Annotated in this window: 22 protein-coding genes and 1 tRNA gene; 14 read left to right on the top strand and 9 right to left on the bottom strand. The window is 37.0% G+C overall.

Going from position 1 to position 18,921, the window contains the following annotated elements:
- Window positions 1-113 precede the first annotated feature (113 nt).
- The gene (locus tag AAG186_RS02065) at window positions 114-1,052 is read left to right on the top strand and encodes an IS30-like element ISErh4 family transposase (protein WP_342621592.1); all 939 of its coding nucleotides are present in this window, start codon (window positions 114-116) and stop codon (window positions 1,050-1,052) included.
- Between the two features lie 58 nt (window positions 1,053-1,110).
- Here the strand turns inward: AAG186_RS02065 and pflB are convergent, their stop codons facing one another.
- Together pflB and AAG186_RS02055 are read right to left on the bottom strand one after the other, a co-directional pair.
- Window positions 1,111-3,348 (bottom strand): formate C-acetyltransferase, encoded by a 2,238-nt coding sequence (gene pflB, locus AAG186_RS02060; RefSeq protein ID WP_342621895.1) that lies wholly within the window; start codon window positions 3,346-3,348, stop codon window positions 1,111-1,113.
- A 449-nt stretch (window positions 3,349-3,797) separates the two neighbouring features.
- A complete protein-coding gene (locus tag AAG186_RS02055) occupies window positions 3,798-4,319 on the bottom strand; it encodes a type 1 glutamine amidotransferase domain-containing protein (protein WP_161637056.1) in 522 nt (173 codons plus the stop codon).
- Window positions 4,320-4,436: 117 nt separating this feature from the next.
- On the opposite strand from AAG186_RS02055, the gene AAG186_RS02050 reads away from it, so the two are divergent.
- The 9 genes from AAG186_RS02050 to AAG186_RS02010 all read left to right on the top strand — a co-directional run bounded on the left by AAG186_RS02050 (window position 4,437) and on the right by AAG186_RS02010 (window position 10,009).
- Entirely contained in the window at window positions 4,437-5,270 is an 834-nt protein-coding gene (locus AAG186_RS02050; RefSeq protein ID WP_161637055.1) for a deoxyribonuclease IV, read from the top strand.
- An 86-nt stretch (window positions 5,271-5,356) separates the two neighbouring features.
- On the top strand, window positions 5,357-5,794 hold the full coding sequence (locus tag AAG186_RS02045; protein ID WP_342621894.1) for a LytTR family DNA-binding domain-containing protein: 438 nt from the start codon (window positions 5,357-5,359) through the stop codon (window positions 5,792-5,794).
- Window positions 5,794-6,561 (top strand): hypothetical protein, encoded by a 768-nt coding sequence (locus AAG186_RS02040; RefSeq protein WP_200549490.1) that lies wholly within the window; start codon window positions 5,794-5,796, stop codon window positions 6,559-6,561. Before AAG186_RS02045 ends, AAG186_RS02040 begins: the two co-directional genes overlap by 1 nt.
- A 125-nt stretch (window positions 6,562-6,686) precedes the next feature.
- Window positions 6,687-6,769 (top strand) — tRNA-Leu (locus tag AAG186_RS02035).
- A 107-nt stretch (window positions 6,770-6,876) separates the two neighbouring features.
- A complete protein-coding gene (locus tag AAG186_RS02030; RefSeq protein WP_200549488.1) occupies window positions 6,877-7,344 on the top strand; it encodes a hypothetical protein in 468 nt (155 codons plus the stop codon).
- 135 nt (window positions 7,345-7,479) lie between these two features.
- Window positions 7,480-8,196 (top strand): B3/4 domain-containing protein, encoded by a 717-nt coding sequence (locus tag AAG186_RS02025; RefSeq protein ID WP_342621893.1) that lies wholly within the window; start codon window positions 7,480-7,482, stop codon window positions 8,194-8,196.
- Between the two features lie 17 nt (window positions 8,197-8,213).
- Window positions 8,214-8,738 carry a ClbS/DfsB family four-helix bundle protein gene (locus AAG186_RS02020; protein WP_125164821.1) on the top strand — a complete coding sequence of 175 codons (525 nt, stop codon included), beginning with the start codon at window positions 8,214-8,216 and terminating at the stop codon, window positions 8,736-8,738.
- A 14-nt stretch (window positions 8,739-8,752) separates the two neighbouring features.
- Entirely contained in the window at window positions 8,753-9,133 is a 381-nt protein-coding gene (locus AAG186_RS02015; RefSeq protein WP_200549484.1) for a hypothetical protein, read from the top strand.
- A 129-nt stretch (window positions 9,134-9,262) separates the two neighbouring features.
- Window positions 9,263-10,009, top strand: coding sequence for a phospholipase D-like domain-containing protein (locus AAG186_RS02010; RefSeq protein ID WP_125164823.1), 747 nt, complete (start codon window positions 9,263-9,265; stop codon window positions 10,007-10,009).
- 22 nt (window positions 10,010-10,031) lie between these two features.
- Here AAG186_RS02010 and AAG186_RS02005 read toward each other — a convergent pair whose 3' ends face one another.
- The 3 genes from AAG186_RS02005 to AAG186_RS01995 form a co-directional block, all read right to left on the bottom strand.
- Window positions 10,032-10,577: a sugar O-acetyltransferase gene (locus AAG186_RS02005; protein WP_342621892.1), complete on the bottom strand. Its 546-nt coding sequence runs from the start codon at window positions 10,575-10,577 to the stop codon at window positions 10,032-10,034.
- The gene (locus AAG186_RS02000) at window positions 10,570-11,649 is read right to left on the bottom strand and encodes a hypothetical protein (RefSeq protein WP_331836307.1); all 1,080 of its coding nucleotides are present in this window, start codon (window positions 11,647-11,649) and stop codon (window positions 10,570-10,572) included. The genes AAG186_RS02005 and AAG186_RS02000 overlap by 8 nt, the downstream gene beginning before the upstream one ends.
- Window positions 11,650-11,710: 61 nt before the next feature.
- Window positions 11,711-12,943: a DUF349 domain-containing protein gene (locus tag AAG186_RS01995; RefSeq protein ID WP_200549478.1), complete on the bottom strand. Its 1,233-nt coding sequence runs from the start codon at window positions 12,941-12,943 to the stop codon at window positions 11,711-11,713.
- A 399-nt stretch (window positions 12,944-13,342) separates the two neighbouring features.
- On the opposite strand from AAG186_RS01995, the gene AAG186_RS01990 reads away from it, so the two are divergent.
- From AAG186_RS01990 to AAG186_RS01975, 4 genes are read left to right on the top strand one after another with little or no spacing between them, the layout of a single operon-like run.
- Window positions 13,343-14,026: a DUF969 domain-containing protein gene (locus tag AAG186_RS01990; protein ID WP_161637046.1), complete on the top strand. Its 684-nt coding sequence runs from the start codon at window positions 13,343-13,345 to the stop codon at window positions 14,024-14,026.
- A gap of 2 nt (window positions 14,027-14,028) precedes the next feature.
- The gene (locus AAG186_RS01985; protein ID WP_161637045.1) at window positions 14,029-14,982 is read left to right on the top strand and encodes a DUF979 domain-containing protein; all 954 of its coding nucleotides are present in this window, start codon (window positions 14,029-14,031) and stop codon (window positions 14,980-14,982) included.
- 25 nt (window positions 14,983-15,007) lie between these two features.
- Window positions 15,008-15,649, top strand: a complete 642-nt coding sequence (gene pcp, locus AAG186_RS01980) for a pyroglutamyl-peptidase I (protein ID WP_003775477.1) — start codon at window positions 15,008-15,010, stop codon at window positions 15,647-15,649.
- Window positions 15,649-16,065 carry a gamma-glutamylcyclotransferase family protein gene (locus AAG186_RS01975; protein WP_342621891.1) on the top strand — a complete coding sequence of 139 codons (417 nt, stop codon included), beginning with the start codon at window positions 15,649-15,651 and terminating at the stop codon, window positions 16,063-16,065. Before pcp ends, AAG186_RS01975 begins: the two co-directional genes overlap by 1 nt.
- Before the next feature lie 51 nt (window positions 16,066-16,116).
- Here the strand turns inward: AAG186_RS01975 and AAG186_RS01970 are convergent, their stop codons facing one another.
- From AAG186_RS01970 to AAG186_RS01955, 4 genes are all read right to left on the bottom strand, one after another.
- Window positions 16,117-16,980 carry an IS3 family transposase gene (locus AAG186_RS01970; RefSeq protein ID WP_275143506.1) on the bottom strand — a complete coding sequence of 288 codons (864 nt, stop codon included), beginning with the start codon at window positions 16,978-16,980 and terminating at the stop codon, window positions 16,117-16,119.
- Window positions 16,977-17,192: an ArsR family transcriptional regulator gene (locus AAG186_RS01965; RefSeq protein WP_125164248.1), complete on the bottom strand. Its 216-nt coding sequence runs from the start codon at window positions 17,190-17,192 to the stop codon at window positions 16,977-16,979. The genes AAG186_RS01970 and AAG186_RS01965 overlap by 4 nt, the downstream gene beginning before the upstream one ends.
- Entirely contained in the window at window positions 17,168-17,341 is a 174-nt protein-coding gene (locus AAG186_RS01960; protein ID WP_164503749.1) for a hypothetical protein, read from the bottom strand. Before AAG186_RS01960 ends, AAG186_RS01965 begins: the two co-directional genes overlap by 25 nt.
- A gap of 105 nt (window positions 17,342-17,446) precedes the next feature.
- A complete protein-coding gene (locus AAG186_RS01955; protein WP_342621890.1) occupies window positions 17,447-18,892 on the bottom strand; it encodes a benzene 1,2-dioxygenase in 1,446 nt (481 codons plus the stop codon).
- Between the last annotated feature and the right edge of the window lie 29 nt (window positions 18,893-18,921).

Genomic DNA, 18,921 nt, shown 5'->3' with positions numbered 1-18,921 from the left:
AAATCACGCGGTATAGGCGTGATTTTCCTAAATTCAAATCTCAACCGCACCACCCAAGGTGCGGTTGTTTTTGTATAATAAAAGGAGCCCACCCGACTAAAAGGAGCTCCCATATGAAGTATAAACAATTAGATAAAAAAATGAAAGACCAAATTGATATTCTATTAAGCATCGGCTACTCTATGCGCAAGGCAGCACGTAAACTCAATATATCTCATTCTACGATTTCTAGATATAAAAATAATGTCTATAAGAAACGAACGATTGATATTCGAGAAAAATATTCCCACTTAATCGAATATCTGCATTCTCATTATGATCCTAAAGTTCATTCGGTAGAAGTATGCTTGAGTAACTATAAACGATATCATCCATATAAACCGTGTGTTTCATCGCAGCAAGTCTATAACTGGATTAATCAAGGTAAACTTGATATAAAACCAAATAGAATGTGCTATAAACGTCGAAAACGTAAAAAGAGAATTAGTGGAATGATGAATCACTTGAAATGGAACTTGGAAGAGAAAACAGTACTTCCAATTAGCCTTAGACCTAAATACATTGAGGAACGTAACGAGATTGGCCATCTCGAAATCGACTCTATAATCGGTAAGAAACATGAATCTGCAGCGATTATATCCATTGTAGACCGCTGCTCAAGAATGACCTGGCTTATTAAAGCAGAATATCGATATGACTATTACACATCAAACTTAATTCGAAAATTTATTGAAGAGAATAATATAACCACGAAATCGATAACAGTCGATAATGGACTTGAATTTAAAACATTAGGCATTACAGCCAAGCGGTTGGGTGTGAAACTATATAAGTGTGATCCATACTGTTCTTTTCAACGTGGAACCAATGAAAGAGCGAATGCAATCGTGAGAAGGTTTATACCAAAAGGAAAATCAATGTATGATATAGCGCAACAATATCTTGATGATATTTGCTTCAAAATTAACTCAATGCCGCGAAAAATATTTGACTTCAAAACGGCCTATGAGATAGACTTTAATAAAAGTAAAAGTGGTGCGGTTGAGATTTGATAAAAGAAAATCACGCGGTATAGGCGTGATTTTTAATTGTTGCTTAATTAATTATAAATTAAACCGTTCTTTCGTGAGCCGTTCTCATAAGAACATCAAGTTGTTGTTCTTTTGTAAGTTCGACAAATCGAACAGCATAACCGGATACACGAATTGTTAAGTTAGGGTATTTCAATGGATTGGCCATCGCATCTTCAAGAAGTGCATTATCAAATACGTTAACGTTTAAGTGGTAAGCTCCTTGTGCGAAGTAACCGTCCATAATACCACGTAGGTTTACGATACGTTCGTCTGAAGTTTTACCCATTGCAATTGGCGCAATTGTTTGTGTATTTGAGATACCATCAAGTGCACAGTTATAGTCTAATTTAGCTGTTGAGTTTAATGAAGCTAATAAACCATTCTTTTCTGCACCGTATGATGGGTTTGCACCAGGTGCTAAAGGAACACCTTGTCCACGTCCATCAGGTGTATTACCTGTAGCTTTACCATAAACAACATTTGATGTGATTGTAAGCAAGCTTAATGTTGGTGTTGAGTTGCGGTATGTATGGTGACGTTTGATTTGTCCCATGAAGTATTGTAATGCCCAGTTTGCAAGATCATCTGCACGGTCATCATCATTACCATATTTAGGGAAGTCTCCTTCGACTTCATAATCTACAACTAAACCTTTTTCGTCACGGATCGTCTTAACCTTAGCGTATTTGATTGCTGATAAGGAGTCAGCAACGTGTGAAATACCTGCAATACCAGTTGCAAACGTACGTTTAAGATCGGAATCCATTAATGCAAGTTGTGCTTTTTCATAAGCATATTTATCATGCATGTAGTGAATTGAGTTTAATGTATTTACGTATAATTCAGCTAACCAGTCCATCATGTCTTGGTAAGCAACTTTAACTTCATCAAAGTTTAAGTATTCTGAAGTAATTGGACGTAAACGTGGTCCAACTTGTGCTTTTGTCACTTCATCAATACCGCCGTTGATAGCGTAAAGTAAACATTTAATTAAGTTCGCACGTGCTCCAAAGAATTGCATATCTTTACCAATTACAGTAGCGGATACACAACATGCAATCGCAACGTCGTCTGAACCCCATTTTTCACGAAGTAATGTATCATTTTCAAATTGAATTGAAGATGTTTCAATAGCAATTCGTGAAGCAAATGTACGGAATCCTTCTGGTAATTCTTTACAGTAAAGAACTGTTAAGTTTGGTTCTGGTGAAGGTCCCATGTTAATGAGTGTATGAAGTAAACGGAAGTCTGTCTTTGTAACGAGTGAACGTCCATCAAATCCCATACCTGCAATTGATAATGTTGCCCAAATTGGGTATCCACTAAATAGTGCATTATATTCAGGTGTACGCGCAAATTTAACCATACGTAGTTTCATTACGAGGTGGTCAATAAGTTCTTGTGCTTCTTTTTCAGTAATCACACCATTGTCTAAATCACGTTGGATATAGATATCAAGGAATGCTGAGATACGTCCAATTGACATCGCTGCACCGTTATTTTCTTTGATTGCTGCTAAGTAACCAAAGTATAACCATTGAACTGCTTCTTTTGCATTTCCAGCAGGTTGTGAGATATCGAATCCATAAGCTGCAGCCATTTCTTTAATTTCTGCTAATGCATGAATTTGATCACTAATTTCTTCACGAAGACGAATGACATCGTCAGTCATTGTTTTATAACCTGTATGTGCTAAATCATTTTTCTTTCCAGCTACAAGACGATCGATACCATAAAGAGCAATACGACGGTAATCACCAATAATACGTCCACGTCCGTAAGCATCTGGAAGACCAGTAATAATCTTATTCTTACGTGCTGCACGCATTTCTGGTGTATAAACATCAAATACCCCTTGGTTGTGTGTTTTACGCCATTTTGTAAAGATATGTACTAACTCCTCATCGGGTTCATAACCATTACTTTCAAGAGCTTTCACAGCCATTCCAATTCCACCGAAAGGAATAAATGCTTGTTTTAATGGTTCATCTGTTTGGAACCCAACAATTTGCTCTTTATCCTTATCCATGTAACCTGGACCGTGTGAACTTACAGTTGATACAATTTTTGTATCCATGTTGTAAACGCCAGCTTTTTCACGTTGTACAGCATTCATTTCTTCAAGTTGTTCCATAAGATCCAACGTATTTTGAGTTGGTCCTTCTAAGAACTCATCGTTACCAGTATACTCTGTGTAGTTATTTTTAATAAAATCACGAGTATCAATGTTTTCTTTCCAATAGCTTCCTTTGAAGCCTTTCCATTGATTATACATTAAGATACCTCCTTATTCTCGGGTTTGATTCCCAATATCTTATTTGTATTACACGCATATTATATCAAACTTAGTACAATACGTTTTATTTTTCACATCCTTTTTAGGCACGTTCTGGTATACACTTGTGCTTAATTGCTTCAAATCATACTAGTTTGCGAATTCACAGACTTTTTTCACAAAATTAATTACACCACTTGGAATTCAAAAATACTCACTTCTAAGTGAACTTCGTTCAAATGAAAACCTTTTCGAATTGTATACCCAATTCACAAACTCACTCGCACCAATTAGCACTATATTGCTCTATACTGTTCGTGTTATCGACAAGCGAGAGACGATTTAAGTATGGTTTTAATGTTATTCATTAAGAATGTATTGCTTTCTCTATGGATTTAAAGATTTAAAAGCAAGATTGTTTCAATTAAAATAAAAAGACTGATATAAAATCAGTCCTTAAGTGCTTCAATCAACATTGGTAAATAAATTGGTAGATCCGGTGGACGTCTCCCAGAAACAACATGCCCATCTCGAACTGCAGGTTCATCAACCCAATGTGCACCGGCATACATTAAGTCATGCTTAATCCCAGGCGTACTGGTCACTGTTTTCCCCGTTAAGACCCCTGCTGAAGAGAGTACCCAGCCCGCATGACATATTTGTCCAATAACTTTTTTATGGGAATCCATGTACTTCACAAAATCAAGCACAGGATCCAATCGTCTTAAATAATCTGGAGCCCATCCTCCAGGAATTACAAGCCCATCATAAGTTGTAATATCCACATCATGAAATGCTAAATCACTTACAACCGATAGCCCATATTTTCCACGATAGGTCTTCGCTGACGCTTCAGCAGCAACATCAACATGAGCACCTGCTTCACGAAGCCGAAGGATTGGATACCATAATTCTAAGTCATCAAAATCATCACTTACAAGGGTTAAAACGCGTTTTCCACTTAATTCCATGTCATCACCTCTTATATAAACCCTATCAATATCCTTTTTGAATGTATAGTTATTTGCTTAAAGATTGTAGTCTCAGAGACATCTTGTTACGATACATATATATAAGGAGGAATTTTTATGTTTTATCTTGGTTGTCATCTCTCATTTGCGAAAGGTTATGAAGCAATGGGACATGAATCACTTCGTATTGATGCCAATACGTTTCAGTTTTTCACGCGAAGTCCTCGCGGCGGAAAAGCAAAACCCCTCAATCTTGAGGATCTCGGAAAGCTTAATACGTTAATCAAAGCAAATCATTTCAAACATATCCTTGCTCATGCTCCATATACCATGAACCCATGCAGTAATAAGGATTATACGCGTGATTATGCAGAAGAACTCATGCTTGATGATTTGTCTCGTATGAGCCACATCAAGGGAAGTCTTTATAACTTCCATCCGGGAAGTCATGTCGGACAAGGCGTTGAACCCGCGATTGTTATGATTTCTGATATGTTAAATCGTGTCTTAGATCCCACTCAAGAAACCATAGTTTTACTTGAAACGATGGCGGGCAAAGGAACTGAGGTCGGACGTACGTTTGAAGAAATTGCAGCAATCATTCATAATGTAACGGTCAAAGAAAAGATTGGCGTATGTTGGGATACCTGTCATATCTATGACGCAGGGTATGATATTGTTAATGATTTAGATGGGGTTATAGAACACTTTGATAACGTTGTTGGATTGGATAAGCTTTATGCAATTCATCTCAACGATAGCAAAAATCCATTTAAATCCCACAAAGACCGTCATGAAAAAATTGGTCAAGGGTCCATCGGTTTGGAGACATTTGAGAAAATCATCAATCACCCTAAATTACGTCATCTTCCTTTTTATCTTGAAACCCCACAAGATGATAATGATGGTTATAAGGCAGAGATTGAACTTCTAAGATCTCTCCGTAAATAACAACTTACCACTTATTTATGACATCTTGATCCTTTTTTATATCGAATCAACGATAATTATTTATAATAGTATCAGGAGGAACATCCGTGAAAATTAAGGTTATTATCAATCCAAAACTTGAAGACGATATTGTTTTGGAATGTCGTGAAATGACACCGCAGATTGAGAAATTAATTAAAAATTTGGAAACACAATCGATTCACGCAAGTCACCGTGGGAAAGATATATCGATCGATCTCAATGATATATGTTTTTTTGAAACAGAGGATGATGCTGTGTACGCGCATACAGCCAGAGATTCATTTCGAACACACTATCGTTTGTATGAATTAGAATCATCTCTTCCCAGTTCATTTATGAGAGCATCAAAGTCGACCATCGTGAATTTGAATCAAATCGATTCCATCGAGCGTAATATCACCTCTTCACGAAGTGTTCAATTTAATGGCAGTCATAAAATAACGTATGTTTCACGCATGTATTTCCAACAGATTAAAAAACGATTAAAGGAGGAAAGCATTTAATGAAGAAAAATGATTATTTTTGGGGATTTGTACTCGTATTACTTGCATTTGGGTTATTTGGCAGTGCCTTTAACCTTTATAGTTTCGGACCTAATGTCTTTAAAATTGCCTTTACAGTGGCGCTTGTTGCTTTCGCAATTTCAAACATGCCTAAATTAAATTTCTTTGGGATAATTTATCCACTTACTTTGGCACTTTGGATTAACCGTGTATATTTTAATATTCATGGGAATGGTGGCATGTTGTTTTGGGCAAGTACGTTTTTAGCAATTGGTCTTTCAGTAATTTTTAAACGACGTAAACGTCAGGTAAATTTTAAGAAGTATGAATCATACCGTGAAAGTACAACCTATGCCACAGACGAAGATGGCAATCATTATGAGTACCATACTGGGACACAACATAACCGTTCCGGTTATTGGGATGATGATCACGCCGACTTTATAAATATCGAAGCAATTTTTACCGATCGCACGCGTTATATTCGTTCAAAGAACTTTACAGGTGGATATATTGATAATACATTTGCTTCATTGTCAATCTATTTCGACCAAGCACAGTTTAATCCAGCAGGTGCACAACTTGACGTAAATTGCGCGTTTGGTCAAGTGAAATTGTTTATCCCTTATAACATTAATGTCATAAACAATATCGATAATACATTGGCAAGTGTAAACGATCCACACCGTAATACGGTCGTTGATGGTCCTACATTAACTTTAAATGGCGATGTAACACTCGGTGAAGTTAAAATTGTATACGTATAATCACTCTTTAAGCGGTTTTTAACCGCTTTTTTTATTTTTTTAATTTTTTTTAATTTTTATTGAATTTGGGTATTGCTTTCTTAGAAACGGCTTGTTATAATCTATTAGCAATACAAAGTGAATACGCGGGCGTGGTGAAATTGGCAGACACACTAGACTTAGGATCTAGCGCTTCGGCATGGAGGTTCGAGTCCTCTCGCCCGCACCAATTATTAAATCACAGTCATTACTTCGGTAATGACTTTTTTATGCCGGAATGGTCTCTAATTGTTTTCAAAATAAGAATTTGTTATAGTTGGTGAAAAGGAGAGCACAATGAAACTTTCGATCAACCAACGAATCCTTAGATACCAAGAAAGCATCAATAAAAACGACATACCTTCAACGTATAAATTTCTAATTGACACAATGAGTGCGATTCAGCGCAATTTCAAACTTGATTCATTCACAGCGAAATCTGTCCTGAATGGCTATCTTGATTACACCTATTTTTATTTCGATGATAGTTTTCTTCGTTCAAAGGGTTTAAAGTTAGGCCTTATCTTAAATCATCAAGAAATGAAGTTTGAGCTTTGGCTTATGGGACGAACAAAACCGATTCAAAAAAAATATTGGGATGTCTTTAAAGCGTCCCCCTTGAATAGTTTAAAGGAGATGCCTCAGTGGTTTATTGTCTCAATCGATTTGGAGACGCATCCGAACTTTGAAGATCTTGACGCACTCACACAAAACCTTCTCCAAAAGGTTCCTCGTGCTTATGCTCTAATGCACGCTTATCTCTAAGTGAAAAACTTGATACACGATCAAGTTTTTTTATTTTGAGCCGTTTTAGAACATGGTTTTTCTTTTTTCATCACATTTACAAGCACACCCTCGCACCGGTGTACTATAATAAGCATATAGAAAGAAGGTACTTCCATGAAACAATTTATTATATCCGATGATTTTTGGTCTTTATTTCCTGACGCTTGTTTTGGGATTGTGCTCGCACACAATGTCCGAAACAAGGATATCAACCCTGAATCTATGAATGCAATTACTAAATTTCTTGAAGCGAGTCATCATGACGCTCACAAGTATCTTACCGAAGATGTTTTGAGTCAAAATGATGTCATTGCAGTTTGGCGTGATGCGTATCAAAAATTTAAAACCAAGAAAGGAGCACGTGTATCGATTGAGGCTTTATTAAAGCGTGTCTCAAAGGGAAATGGGGTTGGATCAATTAATCCCCTTGTCGATATATATAATGGAATCTCGCTGACTTATGGCCTTCCTTGCGGTGGAGAAGACATCGATACCTTTGTAGGTTCGTTACAGTTAATAAAAACTCAAGGTGATGATCACTTTATAGCACTTGGTGATTTGGAACCTGACAATACCCTCCCTGGCGAAATCGCATACGTTGATGATGTTGGTGCGGTCTGTCGTTGTTGGAATTGGCGTGATGGTCAACGAACCATGTTAACAGATGACACAACGAATGCATTCTTAATTATTGAGTGTGTCGATCCAACACGTCGTGACGATTTAGAAAAGGCTACTCAACACCTTGCAACATGTGTTGAGAAGTATCTTGACGGATCCGTTAAACATGTTATTATGGACCGGAATAATGCAATTCTAGATCTCGAATAACTAAAAGGAGAATCATAATGGCACGTCCACAAACAAAAGAAGCACTACTAGAAGCAGCAAACCTAAATTTCAATAAACTCATGAGCTATATTGATGCCTTAAGCGAGCAAGAACGCCATGCGACATTTGTACTTGAGGATCGAGATCGAAATTTACGCGATGTTTTATGTCATCTTATTGAGTGGCATAAGATGCTCGCTGGATGGTACCAGGTTGGTGTCGTTGAAAACGGAATGCCAGATATCCCTGCAAAAGGATATACATGGAAAACGACCCCTGAACTCAATCAAAAAATTTGGGAAGCATATCAAAACACATCTTTGGAAGCGGCGCTTCAAGAACTCAAAAAAACACACACAGAAATTGTAGCGTTAATTCCTCAACATTCCCAAGAATCCCTGTTTGATCGTAAGGTTTATCCTTTCACCAAAACAACAACATTAGGTGCCTATTTTATTAGTGGCACTTCATCCCACTATGACTGGGCTCTAAAAAAATTGAGAAAGCATTATAAGGCGTTGAAGCGTGATATAATAGATTAAAAGGAAGTGATACCATGAGTATTGAGGATTGGTTTAATTTTCGTCCTAAAGAAGTCCTCGAACACGATCGCGCAAACTATCAAAAGAAAATCTTTCCACGAGGCGATCAACAGAAAGCGATGATTCAAACGGTTTTACTCGAATTGTTTCCAAAACGAGATCAGATGGAATTGCTCTACCATTATATTGTTTGCAAAGAGATAATAATGAATGATGCATTGGATCCCTTTGATCAAATTCATAGAATTGAAAAAGCACTGAAACGGATCCGTCCAAAATTAGATTTTACTGAAACAGAGACGTTATCCAATCTCCTTTATATCGATGCGAATGAATTCGATATAATTGATGCACAAAAACTACTTAAACGTGTTAAACATAAAGCCATCGTATGATGGCTTTTTTATTGAATCTATCGCAATTTTTGCCCTTTTAGTACCCGTTTCTTGTGCGATTGAACGCGTAATCTTGTAAGTATTTCGTTCCTTAATTATGATGTGTATCGTTACTAAAGGAGATTTATTGTGTCTAATCATTTAAATTTAAATCGTGTCGATGGCGATCTTTATATTGGTAAAGGTGCCGGAAAAGAAATTATGGCCCGATTTAATCAAAGCAAACATACAATTAAAATTGTATCCCCTTATGTTAATAAGGAATATGTCGAGAAGTTGATTCAGCAACATCAATCAGGTATTACAACAGGTTTAGTATTTACCTGGGATTATAAACAAGGTCAAAAAGCAAATCAAGAATTAGCGCGTTCCCTCTTTACTCAAACGCGTACTCAAAGTGATGATGCACTTCGAAAAAAACGGATGGGTCGTTTGATTGCTCTTGGATGGTGTTTTGTTAATTTCATCATTTTGGCTCATGCCATAACGCTTAAAGGTAGTGTCGGTTTTTGGTTTGAAATCAGTGTAGTTATCTTGCTATTCGCTGCAAATTTTAAATACTTTGATCGAGTTCATAAAACCCCTATTTATAGTTATGGTTACGAACCTAAAATGCCCATCGCAATTTGGAAAACAAATCGTTATCAAAAACTTCATACGAAGCTGTATCTTGTGGATGATATCGCATTTATTGGTTCGTTGAACTTTACAAAAAATGGATTTTATACAAATTATGAATCCTGCATGAGCATTCATCAAAAAAATGAGGTAGACGATTTACATCGGTATATTGATTCCCTCTTAAACGACAAAGAATATCAACAGTTTTATTTTAATGAGATTGGAAAACAATATTTTGAAGAACCTGCATATTAAAAAAGTCCGAATACGGACTTTTTTAATATGCATTCGTTTGAATGATTTTCGCGGGATTTCCCGCAATGACGACATTATCACCAAAACTTTGTGTCACAACTGAACCCGCACCAACCACGACATTATTTCCCAATGAAACACCAGGTAAAATCACACAACTCCCGCCCAACCAGACATTATTTCCAATTGTTACCGGTTTTCCATACTCCCACCCAGAATTACGCTGTGTAGGATCGATTGGATGTGTTGCAGTATAAATCTGTACGTTTGGTCCGCACATACAATGATCTCCAAATCGGATCTCGCAGACATCCAACATCACACAGTTATGATTCGCAAAAAAATGATTACCCAGATGGATATTTATACCATAATCGCACGCAAATCCCGGACAAATACAAAAGGTTTCCGGAGCTGTTCCTAAAATCTCACGATAGATTTCTGATCTTAGCGCTCCGCTCGGTTCCAAGTTGGCTCGAATCGTACACGTCAATGCCTTTAAATTCAGTTGCATTAGGGTTGGATCATCACTTCGATACATCTCCCCGCGAATCATTTTCTCAAACATTTCCATGGTTTTGTTTCGCTTCGAAATCCATGAGTTCTTTATAGATTAATTCTACATCATGACGATAAGGGTAATGTTTGGTATCCTTTAAAAATGTCGCAAGGATATGAGCACCACGTTCGGGGTTTTTATCAACCACAACCGCTTTTAAATACTCAAACTTAAGGCAATCCGGATTGCCCTTTATTTTCTTTACAATTGTATTCATCATGGGGGTCGGTTCGACGATTTCTCCTTCCAACATCAAACACGAAGCATGATCAATCTCAACCAAAACTTTTTGAAGTGGAATCATATTCATTTCTTGAAGAGCTTCATATGCCGCAATACGTTCACGATTTGATGATAGCGATTCGATATAAATAAGCTGTGCTGTGAGTCCAATCGGATTGTCGCAATCACGAAGTGGAATCGATTGAAGGAGATGAGGATCAAGTTCATCATACCCTTTTCCAAGTGCCTTCATGCCAATAACATAGAGTTGTAACCAGAAATAAGGACGCAATCCTGGTCGATGTCTCAATAATGAAGCATTATAACCATCGTTGGGTGTATCTTCCATGATGAGTCCATTAACCAGAATTGCGAAAATCCCAAGTAAGATGAGTAATGTTAGGAATATTTGCATATAGGGCCCAACGGGCACAGCCAAGAGTACACCTAAGGACACTAAAGCAATCACTCCATTGGTAATAATTCCGCCTAGATTATAAAGTTGCGTTGGAAATGGTTCATTCATCGTTTTGGGTGGCATCATTAAACATTGCCCTGCTGTTCCTGGAATATTTAACGACTTTAATTGATAACCCTGATCCGTTTTAATCAAAGTAATGGAAAAAAAACGGATCAAGATAAATTGATAACCGGTGATGCGTCCAAAAATAAGATGACCGGTTTCATGCATCACAATATGAATGACAAAACTGAGTATGATAAACCCCATTGAAGCGAGAAAAATATTAAGGGGCCCCATACTGTAAGTAAAAGATAATTTTTGGGCCATATGACCCCCTGCAAATCCTAAAAATGCACAAAGAAAAACTAACGTTGCTTTCATTAATTTATTTTTCATAGAATCCTCTTTTCATGTTTATTAGACCATAAAAAAACCACTCATGCAAGAGTGGTTAATCCTAGAAGATCCGATTTAATTCGTTTTGAAGTTTTGCTTGTTCACGAACATATTCATCGAGCTTCGCTTCATTTTCTTCATAGTTGTTTTTAAGACCCGCAATTTCTTCTTGTAACGTTTCAGAATCATTGGTTTGTGCTTGTCCCTCTAGACTCGCAATCTTAATTTTAATTTTTTCGTTGAGTTCTTCTAAAGCATCACAACGTACATCAAGAAGTTCAAGTTCTTCTTCAATTTCATGACGACGGGATTCTTGTTGATTAAAATCGCGATTTTTTATGCGTGCATAGAAATCGTCTTGAATGCTTCTAAAGGTATCCCATAGTTTTGGCTCATGATCACGTCCACTATGACCTGCCTCTTTCCATTCATTAAACAACGCTTCCATATTTTCGCGTGTCGTTGCATCATTGAATGATTCCACGAGCGCTTTTGCCTTTCCAATAATCACTTCTTTTTTCTCACGAGCACTATCTTGTTCTGCACGCAATCCGTCAAAGAATTCACGTTGCTTTTGATAGAAACTTTGACGATGACCATTAAACACTTCCCATAGACGGTCTTCATGTTCACGTCCCGCAAAGCCAGCTTCTTTCCAACGTGTCATTAAGTCACGCATTGCATCGGATGTTTCTTTCCATTCCGTTGAATCTTTAATGGCTTCGACTTCTTCAATTAAGGCTTCTTTCAATGCTTTCGCATCTTTACGAAGCAATGTCATCTCTTCGAAATGAGCACTGCGAGCATCAAAGAACTCATCATTAATTGCACGGAATTTTTCCCAAAGTTCTTGATCAACATCTTGACCTGCAAACCCTGCTTCTTTCCATTGTTTTTGAAGTTCTTGTAATTTAACTGCAGTTTTATTCCAGTCTGTAGATTTTTTTAATTGATCAGCTTGTTCAATCAAGTCTTTTTTAATTGCACGTGCACTTTCAAGTCGTTCTTGACGATGTTCGTATTGATCAAGTGCTGCTTTAAATTTTTCTTCCAAATCTTCATCGATTCCTTCTTCTGATAAAGATTCCCACTCTTTCTTGACAAACTCAATGCGTTCATCATCCCCTGTACTCATAACACTGTATACTTCTGAAATTAATTGGTTTTGTCGAGACGTTTCCACAGAAGCAAGACTTTCCCAGCCAAAATCATGTCGTGAAAATTCAGGCTCTCTTACTTCCTTTTCTACTACTTCTTCTGTCTCATTAATTTGTTTCTCGTTAATGTCGAACACCTCTTTCTTATCAATAAAAATATTTTATCATACGCAATTCATACGTAGTGTAAAACACTTCTTTTTTATCTAATAAATCATATCATTTATATGTGATTGAAACGTGAAAATCATGTGTGCAAACGCACGTTTTTCGATTTCTTACATTTATTTTGATTTATTTTTTCAGTTTATCACGCATTCCACTCTGAAAATCGCTGAAACCGTTAAATACCCCCTGTTTAAAGCCTCAATTCTTTGATTTGTGATTAATTTTTATCGCATAAATTCATGAAAATAAGTTGGTTTTTGGAAGTTGATGGCTTCAATCATAAAAATACCGACGTCTTATAGTTGTAATGAATCCTGTTTCATTTTATAATCTTACGTATAGTTAAATCTATACGAGAGGAGAAGTGTATGGTCGATACTGTTAATCTTTGGCTCCTAGTTGGAGTACTTATTATTGTTGTTGGATTTGCAATGAAAATTGATTCAATCGCTGTTGTTTTAGTCGCTGCCGTTGTTACCGCGTTAATTGGTGGTATGAACTTTGGCGAGATTTTAGAAACATTGGGTTCTAACTTTGTTAAGTCCCGTGGTTTAACAATCTTTGTCCTAACGTTACCAGTAGTTGGGGTATGTGAACGTTATGGATTAAAAGAACAAGCTGTAAAACTAATTCAAAAAATGAAAGTTCTTACAGCAGGACGTGTAATTTGGGTTTACCAACTAATTCGTCAAGCTGCCGCTGCTGGCGCATTACGTTTAGGAGGACATCCACAATTTGTCCGTCCACTCATTCATCCAATGGCTGAAGGTGCTGGAATTCAAGAAAAAGGTTCTGCACTTACGGTTGCCGAGGAAGAAGAAATTAAAGCAGGGGCTGCTGCCGCTGAAAACTATGGTAACTTCTTTGGTCAAAACTTATTTCCTTATGCAAGTGGTGTTATCTTAATTGTTGAAACACTGGTTGAACAAGGTTATGACGTAACACACCAAGGCATTGCACTTTGGAGCGTTCCAGTCTTTGTAATTGCTCTAGTACTTGGAGGCGTTCAAACAGTTCTGTTAGATCGCCGTATTAAGAAAGGGGCTAAATAATTATGACAGCAAATTTTTGGGAATTATTCTTAGAAATGTGGTATATGATTGTCGGATGTATTTTTATCGCTACAGCGATTTCAGCATACCGCAATATTGATGATAACCGTAAATACGGTGCCGCATCATTTTGGATTATTTTAGCCGTACTATTTATGTTAGGTAAATATATTCCTAATAATATTAATGGATTACTTGTCTTAGCACTTGGAGTTCTTTCATTTATGAAGACGGTTAATATTGGAGATATTGAGCAAATTTCTCAAGATTTCCGTGATGAACAATCAGATCGAATTGGATTTAAAATCTTTATTCCTTCTGTATTTATTGCAATTGGAGCATTCTTATTCTCCTTTGTATTACCCAAAATTGCGCCCGGTGTTAGTGCTGGTGTTTTAGGGTATATTGCAATTGGATTATCTGCAGCATGTGGATTAATCGCAACCTTTATTATTACAAAAACAAAACCTAAAGGGGTCGTAAATGATGCAACGCGTCTCATGCGTACAATGGGTTCATTCAGCATCTTGCCACAATTACTTTCAGCGCTTGGCGTTGTCTTCACAACTGCAGGTGTCGGAAATCTTATCGCAACACTACTTGGTAGCTTTATTCCTAATGGAAACATCTTTGCAGGTGTTGTTGCTTACTGTGTTGGTATGGCCATCTTTACTATTATTATGGGAAATGCGTTTGCGGCATTTACCGTTATTACAATTGGAATTGGGATTCCATTTGTATTTGCTCAAGGTGCAAACCCACTCATTGCAGGTGCGCTTGCAATGACAGCAGGGTTCTGTGGTACTTTACTTACACCCATGGCTGCGAACTTCAATATTGTTCCTGCTGCTTTACTTGAGACAAAATCACAATATTCTATTATTAAATATCAAGCACCTATGGCTCTTATTATGCTCGTAATCCATATCTTCTTGATGTATTTCTTAGCTTTCTAATTAATTATTGAAGGAGGACGTATCTATGAAAGTTTTAATTACAGGTTTTGATCCATTTGGTGGGGAAAAAATGAATCCTGCTTATGAAGCAGTTAAATTACTCCCTGATACAATCGAAGGGGCCGAAGTACTTAAACTCGAAGTTCCAACCGTCTTCAACAAATCGGTTGAGGTATTAGATGAAGCGATGGCTAAACATCAACCTGACATTGTCATCTGTGTTGGTCAAGCTGGAAATCGTTTTGGGGTTACACCAGAACGTGTAGCCATCAACCAAGATGATGCACGCATCAAAGACAACGAAGGGAATCAACCTATTGATGAAACAATCTTTGAAGATGGTAAAGCAGCCTATTTCGCTACCTTGCCAATCAAAGCAATGGTTGAGAATATGAAACAAGCATCAATTCCTGCAAGTGTTTCGAACACTGCGGGTACCTTTGTATGCAATCACCTGATGTACGGATTGCTTTATCTTGTTGATAAAAAATATCCTAATGTTCGTGGTGGATTTATTCATGTTCCTTTCGCAACACAACAAGTTATGGACAAGCCTACTGCACCAAGTTTAACCTTAGAACAAATCGCTAAAGGTTTAGAAGTGTGTATCGCAACAGCTGTAACCGTTAAAGAAGATCATAAGATTCAAGGTGGCGCAATCAGCTAATGAATAATCAAATGTTTGTTTATGGATCTTTAATGGAAGGGTTTTTTAATTATAATAAATATGTCGATGGACATGTTGTTTCAATTGAAAAAGCATATGTTCTTGGAACCTTGTACGATATGCCTTATAAAGGATATCCCGCGCTTCTTCAAGAAGGCGACACAAAGGTTTGGGGTGAAATCATTACAGTCAAAGACCTCAGTCTTATCATCGATGATATTGATGCAATGGAAGGGTATAATGGCCGTGATGATGATGAGTATAAGCGCATCCCCTCTACCATTACCAAAGAAAATGGTGAAACCGTAGAGCTAGGAGTTTACTTCTATAACCTTAAAGATCATGATGTTCGGTTTCATGAAGCAATTCTTCTTCCGGAAGGAAGTTGGAGAGCATTCAAAGCCTTAGAAAAATAAAACATGCCTTATCGGTGGAGTTGTCAAACAAAAGTAGACATTAATAAAAGACTAGAAACCCTTATCCATTTTATATTGGATAGGGGTTTTGTAATTTAAACAGTAAGCAGGTCTTTCAAAATTGAAATAATGTACATATTCTTCGATAAAATTTTCAAAGTTATCTACGGACCAGTATTGATAATCACACGCCATTTCTGCTTTAATCCATCCATTTAATGATTCGATAATTGGATTATCTGTAGGTGTTCCAGCTCGCGACATAGATCTAATTATGTTATAATTTTCATGCGCTTTAGCGAAAGCTTTAGAGTGGTAGACAGCTCCTTGATCTGTGTGAAGAATCGTGGGAGCTGTTTTTTTATTATCCTTAAGTAGCGCAAGGAGATCCTCGAGACACTTGTAGTAAGGCTTAGGATCACCAGTTGTACGCGATAATGCAGAACTTATAATTTCATTGTTGAAAGTATCAACCATTAAAGTCCATTCATAATTAATCCCTTTGTTTCGAATATGTGTCATATCTGAAACAATAATTTCTAAAGGTTTGGTTGCCTTCCATTGATTCTTTATAATATTAGGATAAATTCGACTTTGTGTTCCAGGTTTTTTATAGGAATAGTGTTTAACTTTTGATTTAATATTTAAAAACTTGCAACACTTGTGGATTAAATTATCGGAAAATTCAATCCCTAAATCACTTTGCTTTCTCATGACTGCAGCGATATCATGATAACCATAACTTGGAAAACGGCGATGCCAGTCTTTAATCACAAAGCTAAGAATCGCTCTTTTTTGTTCATAAATATTGAGATCATCCTTATGCTTTAACCACTTGTAATAACCAGATCGGTTCAAATTCATAAATCTAAGAATGAACGTAATCGGATGTTTAAAAGATAAGTCATGTGCTATTTGGAATTCTTGTCTTTTAAAGTAACGAACTCCTTGTTTACACCAACTCCTTTCACCTGGTACCCTTTTTTTAATCGTGCAATCTCAATATCTCGTTTTAGAATTTCGAGTTGAAGTCGTTCGATCTCAGTTAATGATTTACTCGTATGAAGCGCAGAAAAATGATTTCCTGTCTTTTTCTTGTTTTTTAAACCCTCTTTACCATCGCGCATGAATCGATCAATCCAACCATTAATCGTTCCTTTAGGACTTGTGATAGTTTCGCAGCACTTATATGTTCATCAATATGACGTGTAACGACTTTAATACGATCCTCATAAGTCCATTTATTATTTAATCCACCTTTGGGTCTTCCCATCATTAATACCTCCGTTTTATCTCTGATTTTATTATTACACAAAAAAAGTAGACAAGTCTTTTTTACTTGTCTACTTTTAGTTTACTACTCCATTATCGGCATGTTTTTTTATATCATTTTTACTTTATAATACGCATCTTCTTGTCCCTTTAAAACAGGAATCAATTCAAATTCATAATGATATTCACGATGTACATCTAGAAATTGCGGATCATGCTTCGAGAGCCATCCAACTACATCAATCGCTACAATCCATTCCACACTTTGATCAAGTGCTCTGCGTGCTCCAACATTTAACGGTACTCGATCCGACTTAATCATAAGTCCTTGTCGCGATGCATTCGTTAGGGACGCCCAAAACACCTGTGTATGATTTCGAAATGTCTTTGAGCTTACCTCTTGTTCAAGGGATTCATGATAAACCGCAAAACCCAATTCATCGTTTAGGTTTCTATAATTTGCATGGGGTCCTTTTCCAAAATACGCCAAGGTATCATAAGCACGCTTTAATGGAATTGCAATTCCAATCATTGAGAGTCCTGAGTGATTTGCCGGTTTAAAGGTTTGTCGCACCCAAATACGTCCATCAGCAAAGATCTTATAAACAGTATGGGCCACAGACCCGTTTACAAGCACACTACGTGTTGTAATCCGAATTCTTGAATCATTAACGACTACAATAGAAAAATGCTGTGCTGACGATTTAACGCCTTCCTGCGCCCACGCATGTGTAAAAGTATTCCAATGCTCATTGTCTTCATAATTCATGGGACCACGATTACACAACAAAGACATCGGTCGTGAAAGCATTTCATCCCCATCGTATCGGTATGAGTCCATAAAACCCGTTTCTTTATCAAACGATAACGAGAACTTCTCACCTGTTACCGTGCAACGGGTTTGTGTCTCCACGACTGATAGCGGTTTAAATTCCTCCGACATTGTTACTTCTTGCTTTACCAAATGATGCAGACGTATTTGATGACACAATACCGCTTCATCGGTATAAGGGTCCATAACGTATAGATTTAGATGATACATCGCATCAAATTCATAAAAACTTGGTACATCGATACTTATTTCTTGAGTCTCACCCACATCTAAAACCAGGCTGAAACTTGACTTTGATCCTTCAATGCTGTGCCCATCCTTGAGCACACACGACCGAAACACCGCATGTTCCGTGTTTAGATACTTAAAATTATTGCGTACACTTATTGTTTTAGTTTGAGGATTAAATTGCGTAAACGTCAAAACGTGATAGCGTGGCGAAAAATGCCCCGATATCTTACCCTGACACCATTCATGAAGTTCATCCAATTGTTTTTTTATTGAACACTTCGTTGGTTTCGAATAATCATGTTTATACGACCCATCACAATCTGTATACCTTGGTTTTGTAGCAATGCATAACTGCCTATCTACACCTACGTCATTACCAAAACATCCACTTAGAAAATGACCGCTAACCTTCGGAATACTTATTGTTTTTTTCTTAGAGCTACACGGAAGTTCATCTTCCTGACTCTTCAACTCAATCTGATCGCATTTCATGATTTCGCCTCCTTAAAACACCTTGCATT

This window comes from Erysipelothrix sp. P66 (assembly GCF_038682365.1).
GTDB lineage: Bacteria > Bacillota_I > Bacilli_A > Erysipelotrichales > Erysipelotrichaceae > Erysipelothrix > Erysipelothrix piscisicarius.
Note: the sequence above shows the minus strand (reverse complement) of the source record. Positions and strands in the feature narration are given on the sequence as shown.